Raw genomic sequence first — 12,525 nt, 5'->3', positions numbered from 1 at the left:
TCGTCGTTCCCCCTCCGGCCGCCCGCGCCGCCCCTGGATCTGCCGCTGATCGGCCACGGCTACCCCGCGCTGCTGCGCACGCCGCGGGCCCGATGGTGGAACCCGCTCGCGTCCTTCGGCCTCGTGCTGGCCGGCCTGGTGGGCCTCCTCGTGCTCGGGGGCGTGCTGGGCGCTCTCGCCCTGATCGCCACGTCCGGGCCCGCGCTGCTCGGCGCGGCCGACCCGACGGACGTGACCGACCTCGACCTGTACTCCGCGCCCATGGTGCTGCTGAACAACCTCCTGCTCGCCGCGCTGATCGGGGTCGCGCTGCTGGCCGTGGCGCTGGGCCACCCCGTCGCCGCCCGCTTCGTCCACTCGGTCGAGGGCCGCGTGCGCTGGCGCTGGCTGGCGCGCTGCGTCGTCGTGCTGACGCCGCTGTTCCTCGCCTACGTGCTGGGCGCGTGGGCCCTCGACGGCGCCCCCACGGCCCCGCGCGCGCAGGACTGGGTCTGGCTGCTCGTCATGGCGTTCGTGCTCACCCCGTTCCAGGCCGCAGGCGAGGAGTACCTGTTCCGCGGGTGGCTGCTGCTGGCCGTCGGCACGTGGATCCGCCGGCCGGTCGTGGCCGCCGCGGTCACCGCGGTGCTCTCGGCGGCGACCTTCTCGCTCGCCCACGGCTCGCTCGACCCGTGGATCCTGCTGGACCTCGCCGCGTTCGCCGTCGCCGCCGTCCTGCTCACGTGGCGCACGGGCGGGCTCGAGGCCGCCGTCGCCCTCCACGTGGTCAACAACGTGGTGATCATCGCCGTCGGCACGCTCGTGGGCACCGTCGAGGACAGCTACGTGGGCGCGGAGACCGCCGGCTCCCCGGCGGCCACGCTGCTCTCGGTGGCGGTGGTCGCGGTGGCCACGGCGCTGCTGCTCTGGCAGGCGCGGCGGGCCGGGATCGCCCGGACGGTCCCGGTCACCGTGGGCGCCCGCCCCTGACCGGCGCCGCCCACCAGGCCACCGTCACGTAGGGCACCTGCAGGACCGCGTCCGCCGCATGGCCCAGGTGCTCGTGCAGGTACCAGTCGAGGTTGGCCGTCATCCGGGACCGGATCCGCTCGTCCGCGCGCAGCCAGTACGAGCGCGAGGCCATGAGTCCGTGCAGCCCCGCCGCGGTCATGGGCTGCGTCCACGCCCAGCGCGCGTGCTCCTCCGCCCCGAACGGGGCGGCGAACCGGCGCTGCTCCGGCCGGGCGGCGTGCACGTCCCCGGCGTGCATGATCCGGGTGAGACGGTGCACCCACGGCACCGCCGTGTCGAGCTGGTTCCACACCGCGGCCAGGCGCCCGCCCGGGCGCAGCACCCGTGCGGCCTCCGCGCTCGCCGCGGCCGGGTCCATCCAGTGCCACGCCTGGGCCGCCACCACGACGTCGGCGCTCGCCGCCGGCAGGCCCGTGGCCTCGCCCGTGCCCGGCACGGCGCGCACCCGCCCGCCCGTGCCGGCCGCGACCTCGCGTTCCAGGACGGCGCGCATCGACGCCGACGGCTCGAGGGCCGTCACCGTCCGCACCCGGTCCGCCGGGCGGGCCGCGAGCAGCCGGGTGAACAGTCCCGTGCCGGCCCCGAGCTCCACCACGTCCGCGCCATCGGCGGTGTCCGCCAGGACGCGGTCCACCGCGGCGACCGGGTAGGAGGGGCGGACGGCGTCGTAGTGCTCCCCGCCGGTCTCGAAGGGGTTGGGCCCGGCCCGACGGGCCCGGGCCGGGCGCCCCGGCAGGTTCGGCACGGCGGGGAGAGCGCCCAGCTCCGGGGCGCTCACCGATCGGAGGGGGTCGTGGCCAGGATCGCCCGGGCCTCGTCCACGTCCTGCGTGATCTGCGCCACGAGCTTCTCGACGCCCTCGTAGGCGACCATCCCGCGCAGCCGGGCCACGAACTCGACCTCGATGTGCTGGCCGTACAGGTCGAAGTCCTCCACCCGCTCGTCATGGCGGTCGATCACGTGCGCCTCCACCACGCGGGAGACGTCCTCGAACGTGGGGTTCGAGCCGATGGAGATCGCGGCCGGCCACACGCCGCCGTGCGCGTCGTGCACCCAACCGGCGTAGACGCCGTCGGCCGGGATCATGCCCTGCACATCCGTCTCGAGGTTCGCCGTGGGGAAGCCGAGCTCGCGGCCGCGCGCGAACCCGTGCACCACCTCGCCGGCGAGCACGTGGTGCCGGCCGAGCACGGCCGCGGCCTGAGCGACGTCGCCCGCGGCCAGGGCCTCGCGCACCCACGTCGAGGAGCAACGGCGCTCCGGCTCGGCCCCGTGCTCGGCGGGGAACTCCTCGACGGCCTCGACCTCGAAGCCGTAGCGGGCCCCCAGGCGCACCATCTCCGCGACGTCGCCGGTGTTGCCCCGGCCGAAGCGCACGTCGTGCCCCACGACCACGACGGCGGCATGCAGCCCGTGCACGAGCATGCCGCGGACGAACTCCTCCGGGGACTGGTCCGCGAACTCGAGGGTGTACCGCTGCAGGAGCACCGCGTCCAGACCCGCCTCCTCCAGGAGGACGACCCGCTGCTCGGGGCTGATGATGTCCACGTGGGGCACCTCGGGCTGGTGCACGGCGCGCGGGTGCGGGGTGAAGGTCACGGCCACGGCCAGGGCGTCGCGGGCCCGCGCCAGCTCGACGACCCGGCGCAGCACCTCCCGGTGGCCGCGGTGCACGCCGTCGAAGTTGCCCAGGGTGACCACGGTGCGCGGCAGGTCCGTGGGGACCTCGTCCAGGCTGTTCCAGACCCGCATCAGAGCGCCCCCGCCTCGGCCGGGCGGGCGGGGCGGTGCGTCAGCAGCCAGATCAGGCCGACCACCGGCAGCACGAGCGGCACATAGCCGTAGCCCGCGCCGAACCGGGACCACACGGTGTCGTGGGCGAACATCCCCGGATCCAGGACGGTCCACAGGCCCACGCCCACCACGCCGGCCAGCTCCACGAGCACGGCGCCCAGCGCCACGGCCCAGGCGCGCGCGCCGGAGCGGGCGAGCGCGAACGTCGCCACGATGTACACGACCGCCGCGACCGCGGAGAGCGTGTACGCCACGGGGGCGGCGTCGAACTGCGTGAGGATCTGGAAGAGGCTGCGCGCGCTCGCCGAGAGGGCGAACACCGCGTAGACCATGACGATGATCCGGCCGAGACCCTGGTTGCGCGCGGGGGCGCCGTCGCTGGGTGCCATGTCCATCCTCCTCACCACTGCCCGAACCAGATGACCTGCATGCGATGCAGCATCACGGCGATCGTGGGCCCGACCACGGCCAGCACGAGGTTGGACCACCGGGTCTTGTCCGTGACGGCCCAGCCCACGGCGATCACCGGCACGATCAGGGCGGTGAGGATGTAGCCCCAGAACTCCCAGCCGGGGCCGTTCAGGGTGTCCCCGCCGAGCTGGCGGACGGCGGCGGCCGCCGCATAGACGAGCGTGAACAGCTCGACGGCGGCCACCGAGAGGATCGAGGCGTCCGCGGGGTGGCGGCGGATCGCCGTCATCACCACGCAGACGACGAACGAGACGGCACCGATCACCAGTCCCGTCCAGAACCAGGCGTCGAGGATCATGCGGTCCTTCCCTGTCCCGGCCCCTCGGCCGGGGCGAACACGAGCTGGGGCTTGGCGACGTCGGCGCCGCGGCGGCGCACGTCGGAGACGAGGGCGATGACGCGGCCGTCCGGCGCGCGCCCGGCGACGAGCGTCTCACCCGTGCCGGTGGGCGCCACGACCCGCCCGAAGGCGAGCTCGTGGGCCTCGTGCTCCGTCAGCTCGCGCACCGGGAAGAGCCCGGCGGCGGCCTCGGAGAGCTCGGTCATCGCGAACCGCTCCGCGAGGGCCTCGAGCGAGAGCGCGTCGGCCACGTCGAACGGGCCGACGGCGGTGCGGCGCAGCGCCGTCAGGTGACCGCCGGTCTCGAGGGCCTCGCCCAGGTCGCGGGCGAGCGCCCGGATGTAGGTCCCGGAGGAGCAGCGCACGGTGACGTCGAGGTCGACCAGCCGGCCGCCGTCGAGCCGGCGCAGCTCGTGCACCGTGAACTCGTGCACGGTGACGGGGCGGGCGTCGAGGGTGACGTCCTCTCCCGCGCGGACGCGATCGTAGGCGCGCCGGCCCGCCACCTTGACGGCGGAGACGGCCGAGGGCGCCTGCAGGATCTCGCCCGTGAGGGCGGCGACCTGCTCGGCCGCGCGCTCGGGCGTGACGGCGTTGGCCAGCCGGGTCTGCACGACCTCGCCCTCCGCGTCGTCCGTGACGGTCGACTGCCCGAGCCGGATCGTGGCCGTGTACGTCTTGTCCGTGCCCGTGATGGCGGTCAGCAGGCGCGTGGCCTTGTTGACGCCGACCACGAGCAGGCCCGTGGCCATGGGGTCCAGGGTGCCGGCGTGGCCCACCTTGCGGGTGCCCGCCAGCCGGCGGACCCGCCCGACGACGTCGTGCGAGGTCCACCCCTGCGGCTTGTCCACGAGGACGACCCCCGACGCCTCCGTTCCCGGCGCGTCGGGGGCCTGTCCCCCGGTGCTGCGTGCGCTCACCGTGCCGCGGGCCTCAGGCGCGCGGGGCGTCGTCGGCGTCGGCGTCCGGCTCCGCGGTGCGGTACGGGTCCGCGTCACCGGCGTACGACGCGCCCTCGCGCGCCTTCGCCAGCTCGGCGTCCCGCTCCTTGGCCGCGCGGAGGACGTCCTCCAGGTGTGCGGCCGCCTCGGGGACGGTGTCCGCCACGAACTCGAGGGTGGGCACCAGGCGGATGGTGAGCCCGCGGCCCACCTCGCGGCGCAGGATGCCGCGGTTGTCCTGGATGCCCTCGTGGGCGGCGGCCACCGTGGCCTCGTCGCCCAGGACGGTGTAGTAGACGGTGGCGTGCTGCAGGTCGTTGGTCACGCGGACCTCCGTCACGGTGACGGGCTCCACGCGATCGTCCTTGACGCCGCGGCGCAGCGCCTCGGCCACGAGGACCTTGATGCGCTGGGCCAGGCGGCCGGCGCGTGCCGGATCGGCCATGGTGCGGTTCCTTCCGGTGGTGATGGTTCAGAGGGTGGGACGCGGAAGGCGGGGGCCCGTGCGGGCCCCCGCCCCGGCCGTCAGACGCGCGGCTTCTCCTGCATCTCGAAGGTCTCGATCACGTCGCCCTCCTTGATGTCGTTGAAGCTGCCCAGGCCGATGCCGCACTCGTAGCCCTCGCGGACCTCCGTGGCGTCGTCCTTGAAGCGGCGCAGCGACTCGATCTTGAGGTGCTCGGAGACCACCACGCCGTCGCGCACCAGGCGGGCCTGGGCGTTGCGGCGGATGAGGCCCGAGCGCACGAGCGAACCGGCGATGTTGCCCCACTTGGAGGAGCGGAACACCTCGCGGACCTCGGCCGAGCCGAGCTCGACCTCCTCGTACTCCGGCTTCAGCATGCCCTTGAGCGCGTTCTCGATGTCGTCGATCGCGTCGTAGATCACGCTGTAGAAGCGCATGTCCACACCCTCGCGGTCGGCCAGGTCGGCGACCCGCTCGGCGGGGCGCACGTTGAAGCCGATGATGATGGCGTTGTCCACGGTCGCCAGGTTCACGTCGTTCTGCGTGATGGCGCCGACGCCGCGGTGGATGACGCGCAGCTGCACCTCGTCCTCGCCGACCTCGATCTTGAGCAGCGAGTCCTCGAGCGCCTCGACGGCACCGGACGCGTCGCCCTTGATGATGAGGTTGAGCGTGTCCAGCTTGCCCTCGGCCACGGCCTGGTCGAAGTCCTCCAGGGTGATGCGCTTGCGGCGCTTGGCCAGCTGGGCGTTGCGGTCCGCGGCCTCGCGCTTCTCCGCGATCTGGCGGGCGGTGCGCTCGTCGTCGGTGACGAGGAACGAGTCGCCGGCACGCGGCACCGCGGACAGGCCGAGCACCTGGACGGGACGCGACGGATCGGCCGCCTCCACGGCGTTGCCGTTCTCGTCGAACATGGCGCGCACACGGCCGTGGGCGGAGCCCACCACCATGGTGTCGCCCACGCGCAGCGTGCCGGTCTGCACCAGCACGGTGACGACGGCGCCGCGGCCCTTGTCGAGGTTGGCCTCGATGGCCACGCCTCGGGCGGCCTTGTGCGGGTTCGCCGTGAGCTCGAGGGCGGCGTCCGCGGTGAGCAGGATCGCCTCGAGCAGCTGGTCGATGTTGATGTTGTTGCGCGCGGAGACGTCCACGAACATCGTGTCGCCGCCGTACTCCTCGGGCACGAGGCCGTACTCGGTGAGCTGACCGCGGATCTTGTCCGGGGCGGCGGTGTCCTTGTCGATCTTGTTGACCGCCACCACGATCGGCACGCCGGCCGACTGGGCGTGGTTGAGCGCCTCGACGGTCTGCGGCATGACGCCATCGTCGGCCGCCACCACCAGCACGGCGATGTCGGTGACCTTCGCACCGCGGGCACGCATGGCGGTGAACGCCTCGTGACCCGGGGTGTCGATGAAGGTGAGGCGACGCTGCTCGCCCTCGTGCTCCACGGGCACCTGGTAGGCGCCGATGTGCTGGGTGATGCCGCCGGCCTCACCCTCGATGACGTTCGAGGAGCGGATGGCGTCCAGCAGACGCGTCTTGCCGTGGTCCACGTGGCCCATGACGGTGACGACCGCGGGGCGCGGCTCGAGGTCGGCCTCGTCCTCGTTGGCCTCCTCGGCCTCGAGGTCGATGTCGAAGGCCTCCAGCAGCTCCTTGTCCTCGTCCTCCGGGGACACGATCTGGACCTTGTAGCCCAGCTCGTCGCCGAGCAGCTGGAAGGTCTCCTCGTCGAGGGACTGGTTGGCCGAGGCCATCTCGCCGAGGGTGAAGAGCACCTTCACCAGGTCGGCGACGTCGGCGCGGATCTTCTCGGCGAAGTCGGCCAGGGACGCGCCGCGGCGCAGACGCAGGACGGTGGTGCCGTCGCCCTTGGGGACCTTGACACCGCCGATCTCACGCGTGTGCTGCTGCTCGAACTCCTGGCGCTTCGCGCGCTTCGACTTGCGTCCCCTGCGCGGGCCGCCGCCGCGCCCGAAGGCGCCCTGGGCGTTGCCGCGACCGCCACGGCCGCCCGGGCCGCCGGGACGACCCGGGCCGCCGCCGGGGCCGCCGCCCGGACGGCCACGGCCGCGGGCCGGCTGCGGGGCCGGGGTGATCTGCTTGGGCATCATGCCCGGGTTCGGACGCGGCCCACCGGGGCGGGGGCCGCCGGCGCCCGCGGCCGGGCGCGGACCGCCCGGACGGGGCCCGCCGGCACCGGCCGGCGGACGGGGGCCGCCCGGACGAGGCGCTCGATCCTCACGACCGGAGCGCATGCCCTGCGAGGGGGCGAACGGGTTGTTGCCCGGGCGCGGAGCACCGCCACGGCCGCCCGGGCGGGCGCCCGGACGAGACCCGGCGGAACCGCCCTTGGGGCTGAACGGGTTGTTGCCGGGACGCGGGGCGCCCGGCTTGGCGGCGGACTTGCCGGCACCCGGGTAGGCGTTGCGCAGCTTCTTGACCACCGGGGGCTCGATGGTGGACGAAGCCGAGCTGACGAACTCGCCGAGGTCCTTGAGCGTGCTCAAGGCCTCCTTCGAGGTGATGCCGAGCTCCTTGGCGAGCTCATGGACGCGGACCTTGGCCACGGTTCTCCTGTTCTGGCCCCACGGGCCGGAACGGAGCCGCTCGGGCTGTCCGTCTCAGCGCGTCCTGGGACCGTTGACGTTGCTCCAGGCCGTCGCGCGCGCCACCAGGGCACGCGCACCACGGCCTGCCTGATAGCAGGGGGTGAAGTTCATCGCTGGGCACTCATGCTTCAGTGCTCATCGGGTACGCATCAGATCTCTGACCCGCCTTCATCTGTCGGTCTGTCAGCCGGTGCCTCCGCGGTGCGGACCAGCGCGTCGGCGTCGACGGCGGACCGGAAGGCCCGCCCGAACGCGCGGCGGCGCAGGGCGAGGTGGAGGCAGTCCTCGCCGGGGTGCAGCCATGCACCCCGGCCGGGACGGCGTCGTTCCGGGTCCCAGACGACGGATGGGGGTTCCGTCGAGGAGTCCAGGGCGACGCGCACCAGCTCTTGCCGGTCCGCCCTCGATCGGCATCCGATGCAGGTGCGCACGACCGTCCGAGACGTCATGCGTTCACCCCTCACGGGCGTCGGATCGAGAAAGGACCTCATCCATCCTAGCGCGTCCGGGCCCGGATCTGTTCCCGGGGACGGTCAGCGTCCCGGGGCGGAGGTGGTGACCCCGTCGCCGACGATGTCGATCCGCCAGCCCGTGAGCTTGGCCGCGAGGCGGGCGTTCTGGCCCTCCTTGCCGATGGCCAGGGACAGCTGGTACTCCGGCACCACGGCTCGGGCCGAGTGCTGGTCCGCGTCGAGGATCTCCACCGAGACGGTCGTGGCGGGCGAGAGGGCGTTGGCGATCATCGCGGCGGGGTCGTCCACGTGGTCGACGATGTCGATCTTCTCGTCGTTGAGCTCCGTCATGACGGCGCGCACGCGGCTGCCCATCTCCCCGATGGAGGCGCCCTTGGCGTTCACCCCGGGGCGGGTGGCGCGCACGGCCATCTTGGTGCGGTGGCCGGCCTCGCGGGCCAGCGCCGTGATCTCGACCGAGCCGTCCGCGATCTCCGGGACCTCGAGCTCGAAGAGCTTGCGCACGAGGCCGGGGTGCGAGCGGGACACCGTGACGGACGGGCCCTTGGCGCCGCGCGTCGCGGAGACCACGTAGGCGCGGATCCGGCGGCCGTGGGCATAGTCCTCGCCGGGCACCTGCTCGGGCGGCGGGAGGACGGCCTCGAGGGTGCCGAGGTTCACCTGGACCATGTGGCGGTTCAGGCCCTGCTGGATGACGCCGGAGACGAGCTCGCCCTCCTTGTCCTTGAACTCGCCGAGGACCTTGTCGTCGTCCTCCTCGCGCATGCGCTGGATCATCACCTGGCGCGCCGTGGAGGCGGCCACCCGGCCGAAGCCGTTCGGGGTGTCGTCGAACTCACCGATGGGCGTGTCGTCCTCGTCCAGCTCCGTGGCCCACACGGTGACGTGACCGGTCGCGCGGTCGATCTCCACGCGGGCGCGCTTCAGGGCCCCCGGGGTGCGGTGGTACGCCATGAGCAGGGCCTGCTCGATGGTGGGGAGGAGGCGGTCCATCGGGATCTCCCGCTCCGCCTCCAGCATGCGCAGCGCGCTCATGTCGATGTCCAACTCATGCCTCCGTGTGCTCGGCCGTGTCCTCGCCCGCGGCGGCGTCGGCGTCGCCGGCCTGCTGAGCGGGGCTCCACTCTACCTGCACGATCGCCGGACCGAGGCGGTCGAGGGCGACCCGCTCGGCGGGCAGCTCCTTGGCCCTCATGCCCTTCTTCGCGGGCGGGCGCACCACGGCCAGCTCGACGTCGTCGTCCGTCACGCCCTTCAGGCGGGCGGTCACAGGCGCGGCGTCGTCGACCGAGACCTCGACGAGACGGCCGACGTTGCGGGCGAAGTGGCGGGGCTCGGTGAGCGGGCGGTCCACGCCCGCGGTGGTGACCTCCAGCAGGTACTCCCCCGCGCCGACGCCGGGCACGTGGTCGCCCAGGGCGTCGAGGGCGGCGGAGACCCGGCCGGAGAGGCGGGCGACGTCGTCCAGGCTCAGGCCCTGGGTGCCCGAGGCGCGATCGAGGACCACCTCGACGGTGCGGTGCTCGGCGGTGCCCGTGGCACGCACCTGCTCCACCACCACGTCGTCGGCCGCCAGGGCCTCCTCGACGCGGGTGCGCAGCTCGGCGAGGTCGTCGCGGCGGTCGGTGCTGTCCATGGGGTGCCTCACTCGTCGGGTCGGGGCCGCCGCGTCACGCGGGCGGGGGCCGGGGTCGGGATCCGGGGCCGAGCCTACCGGCGGCCCACGGCGGGGCCGAGTGCTCCCGACCGGGTCGGACGGGGCGGGCTCAGCGCAGCAGCGGGGCGAGGGTGTCCGCGCCGACCTTGACGATGAGCGCGGCCACCACCATGAGGTAGACCACGCGGATGAAGCCGGTGCCGCGGGCGATCGCCATGCGGGCCCCCACGTAGCCGCCCACGAGGTTGGCCGCGCCGAGCAGCAGCCCCAGGCCCAGCACCGCGTGCCCCGAGGGCACGAAGTACGCGAGCGCGCCGAGGTTGGTCGCGAGGTTGACCACCTTCGCCTGTGCCGAGGCGTGCAGGAAGTCGAACTTGAGCAGCAGGACCAGCCCCAGGATGAGGAACGTGCCCGTGCCGGGGCCGAGGACGCCGTCGTAGAAGCCCACCGCCGCGCCGAGCGCCACGGCCCGGGCCAGCGCGGTGCTCCGCCGCGGTCCCACGCCGGCGACCTGCCCGAGGCCCGGGCGCACGGCCGTGAACACGGCGACGGCGATCAACGCCACCAGGATCACGGGCCGGATCACGCCGGCCGGCAGATGCGCGGCCACCACGGCCCCGCCCAGGGCCGCCGCGAAGGCGACGGCGGCCATCGGCAGTGCGGTGGACAGATCCTGCCGCAGGCGCCGCCGGTAGGTGAGCGCCGACGTCGCCGTGCCGAACACCGAGCCGAGCTTGTTGGTGGCCAGGGCCTGGATCGGGCTCAGCCCGGGCACCAGCAGCAGGGCCGGCAGCTGCAGGAGCCCGCCCCCGCCCACGACGGCGTCGATCCAGCCCGCCGCGAAGCCCGCGGCGAGCACGAGGACGAGCAGCCCGGCGGTCAGCTCGACGGCGCCGAACCACTCAGCGCCCGTCGCGCACCTCCGCGAGCACCGCCGCGACGGCCCCGTCCACGGGCACGGGGCGCGCCTCGCCGGTGGCACGGTCCTTGAGCTCGAGCTCGCCGTCCGCCAGGCCGCGGCCGATCACCACGGTGGTGGGCACGCCGATGAGCTCGGCGTCCTTGAACTTCACGCCCGGGCTGACCTTCGGACGGTCGTCCACGAGCACGGTCAGGCCCTCGGCCTCGAGGCCCGCGGCGAGGGTCTCGGCGGCGGCGAGGCCGTCCTCGCCCTTCGTGGCGACGACGACGTGCACGTCCGCCGGGGCCACCGCGCGCGGCCACGCCAGGCCCTTGTCGTCGTGGTAGCGCTCGGCGATCGCGGCGACGGCGCGCGTGATGCCGATGCCGTAGGAGCCCATGGTCACCACGACCTGCTTGCCGTGGACGTCGAGGACCTTCAGGTCGAGGGCCTCGGCGTACTTGCGGCCGAGCTGGAAGATGTGGCCCATCTCCATGCCGCGGCGGGTGTGCAGCGGGCCGGAGCCGTCGGGGGCCTCGTCGCCCTCACGCACCGCGGTGGCCTCGAGCACGCCGTCCCACGTGAAGTCGCGGCCGGCCACGAGGCCGAACACGTGGCGCTGGTCCGCGTTCGCGCCGGTGATCCACGCCGTGCCGGGGGCGATGCGCGGGTCCACGAAGAAGGGCAGGCCCGAGACGGAGTCCTCCGCGCCGAGCACCGGGGTGCCCTCGACCGCGTCGACGGCCGCGGGGCCGATGTAGCCCTTCACCAGGGCCGGGTGCGCGGCCAGGTCCGCGGCGGTCGCGGCCTCGAGCGTGGGCTCGCCGACCACCCCGAGTGCCGGGCCCACGGAGGCCTCGAGACGCTTGAGGTCCACCTCCCGGTCGCCGGGCACGCCCACGACGAACGGGCGGCGCTCACCGCCGTCCACCACCGCGGTGACCACGACGCACTTGAGCGTGTCCGCGGCGGTCCACGGCTCGCCCTCGCGCGGGGCCAGCTGGTTGGCGACGTCCACGAGCGCGGCGATGGTGGTGGAGACCGGGGTGTCCTTGACCTCGGCGGCGGGCAGGGCCGCCATGGCGGCCTCGTCCAGCGGGGCGGGGGCCACCGTGGTGACGGCCTCGACGTTGGCCCGGTAGCCGCCGTCGGATTCGACGAAGGTGTCCTCGCCCACCTCGGTCGGGTGCAGGAACTCCTCGGAGCGGGAGCCGCCCATCGCACCGGAGGTGGCCCGCACCGGCACGACCTCGAGGCCGAGGCGGTCGAAGATCCGCAGGTAGGCGGCCCGGTGGGCCTCGTACGCGGCGTCCAGGCCGGCGTCGTCCACCGTGAAGGAGTAGGAGTCCTTCATGATGAACTCGCGCCCGCGCAGCAGGCCGGCGCGCGGGCGGGCCTCGTCCCGGTACTTGGTCTGGATCTGGTACAGGTACGCGGGCAGGTCCTTGTACGAGGAGTACAGGTCCTTCACCAGGAGCGTGAACATCTCCTCGTGCGTGGGGGCCAGGAGGTAGTCGTTGCCCCGGCGGTCCTGCAGGCGGAACAGCCCGTCGCCGTACTCGTCCCAGCGCCCCGTGGCCTCGTAGGGCTCCCGCGGCAGCAGCGCCGGGAAGTGCACCTCCTGGGCGCCGATCGCGTCCATCTCCTCGCGCACGATCCGCTCCACCTGGGCCAGCACCTTCAGGCCCAGCGGCAGCCACGAGTAGATGCCCGGGGCCGCGCGACGGATGTACCCGGCACGGACGAGGAGCCTGTGGCTCGCCACCTCGGCCTCCGCCGGGTCGTCGCGCAGGGTGCGCAGGAACAGGGTGGACATGCGCAGGGGCATGACGGGGCCTCCTCGGACGGGCTCGCGC

At 74.0% G+C, this 12,525-nt stretch carries 13 protein-coding genes; 1 reads left to right on the top strand and 12 read right to left on the bottom strand.

Annotated elements, in window-relative coordinates; translation table 11 throughout:
* Positions 1-969: type II CAAX prenyl endopeptidase Rce1 family protein (locus CITRIK5_RS02225; RefSeq protein ID WP_159832997.1), on the top strand; the 969-nt coding region annotated here is incomplete at its 5' end.
* On the opposite strand, the gene CITRIK5_RS02220 is transcribed toward CITRIK5_RS02225, so the two are convergent.
* The 12 genes from CITRIK5_RS02220 to CITRIK5_RS02165 form a co-directional block, all read right to left on the bottom strand.
* Positions 947-1,789: a class I SAM-dependent methyltransferase gene (locus CITRIK5_RS02220; RefSeq protein ID WP_041104241.1), complete on the bottom strand. Its 843-nt coding sequence runs from the start codon at positions 1,787-1,789 to the stop codon at positions 947-949. The two genes, CITRIK5_RS02225 and CITRIK5_RS02220, sit on opposite strands and share 23 nt — an antisense overlap.
* Positions 1,786-2,763, bottom strand: a complete 978-nt coding sequence (locus CITRIK5_RS02215) for a bifunctional riboflavin kinase/FAD synthetase (RefSeq protein WP_036314988.1) — start codon at positions 2,761-2,763, stop codon at positions 1,786-1,788. Before CITRIK5_RS02215 ends, CITRIK5_RS02220 begins: the two co-directional genes overlap by 4 nt.
* On the bottom strand, positions 2,763-3,194 hold the full coding sequence (locus CITRIK5_RS02210; protein WP_036314984.1) for a hypothetical protein: 432 nt from the start codon (positions 3,192-3,194) through the stop codon (positions 2,763-2,765). The genes CITRIK5_RS02215 and CITRIK5_RS02210 overlap by 1 nt, the downstream gene beginning before the upstream one ends.
* 11 nt (positions 3,195-3,205) lie before the next feature.
* Positions 3,206-3,574 carry a hypothetical protein gene (locus tag CITRIK5_RS02205; protein ID WP_002855305.1) on the bottom strand — a complete coding sequence of 123 codons (369 nt, stop codon included), beginning with the start codon at positions 3,572-3,574 and terminating at the stop codon, positions 3,206-3,208.
* The gene (truB, locus tag CITRIK5_RS02200) at positions 3,571-4,536 is read right to left on the bottom strand and encodes a tRNA pseudouridine(55) synthase TruB (RefSeq protein ID WP_101965594.1); all 966 of its coding nucleotides are present in this window, start codon (positions 4,534-4,536) and stop codon (positions 3,571-3,573) included. The genes CITRIK5_RS02205 and truB overlap by 4 nt, the downstream gene beginning before the upstream one ends.
* A 13-nt stretch (positions 4,537-4,549) precedes the next feature.
* Positions 4,550-5,002: a 30S ribosome-binding factor RbfA gene (gene rbfA, locus CITRIK5_RS02195; protein WP_036314977.1), complete on the bottom strand. Its 453-nt coding sequence runs from the start codon at positions 5,000-5,002 to the stop codon at positions 4,550-4,552.
* A gap of 80 nt (positions 5,003-5,082) precedes the next feature.
* On the bottom strand, positions 5,083-7,596 hold the full coding sequence (gene infB, locus CITRIK5_RS02190; protein ID WP_159832995.1) for a translation initiation factor IF-2: 2,514 nt from the start codon (positions 7,594-7,596) through the stop codon (positions 5,083-5,085).
* A gap of 191 nt (positions 7,597-7,787) precedes the next feature.
* A complete protein-coding gene (locus CITRIK5_RS02185) occupies positions 7,788-8,087 on the bottom strand; it encodes a YlxR family protein (RefSeq protein WP_225348391.1) in 300 nt (99 codons plus the stop codon).
* Positions 8,088-8,171: 84 nt separating this feature from the next.
* Positions 8,172-9,158 (bottom strand): transcription termination factor NusA, encoded by a 987-nt coding sequence (gene nusA, locus CITRIK5_RS02180; protein WP_123243989.1) that lies wholly within the window; start codon positions 9,156-9,158, stop codon positions 8,172-8,174.
* Position 9,159: 1 nt separating this feature from the next.
* A complete protein-coding gene (gene rimP / locus CITRIK5_RS02175) occupies positions 9,160-9,747 on the bottom strand; it encodes a ribosome maturation factor RimP (protein WP_049147994.1) in 588 nt (195 codons plus the stop codon).
* A gap of 130 nt (positions 9,748-9,877) precedes the next feature.
* A complete protein-coding gene (locus tag CITRIK5_RS02170; protein WP_179288550.1) occupies positions 9,878-10,627 on the bottom strand; it encodes a TSUP family transporter in 750 nt (249 codons plus the stop codon).
* Positions 10,628-10,670: 43 nt separating this feature from the next.
* The gene (locus tag CITRIK5_RS02165; protein ID WP_144918993.1) at positions 10,671-12,497 is read right to left on the bottom strand and encodes a proline--tRNA ligase; all 1,827 of its coding nucleotides are present in this window, start codon (positions 12,495-12,497) and stop codon (positions 10,671-10,673) included.
* Positions 12,498-12,525: the final 28 nt, after the last annotated feature.

The organism is Micrococcus sp. 116 (genome assembly GCF_902506395.1).
GTDB lineage: Bacteria > Actinomycetota > Actinomycetes > Actinomycetales > Micrococcaceae > Micrococcus > Micrococcus luteus.
Note: the sequence above shows the minus strand (reverse complement) of the source record. Positions and strands in the feature narration are given on the sequence as shown.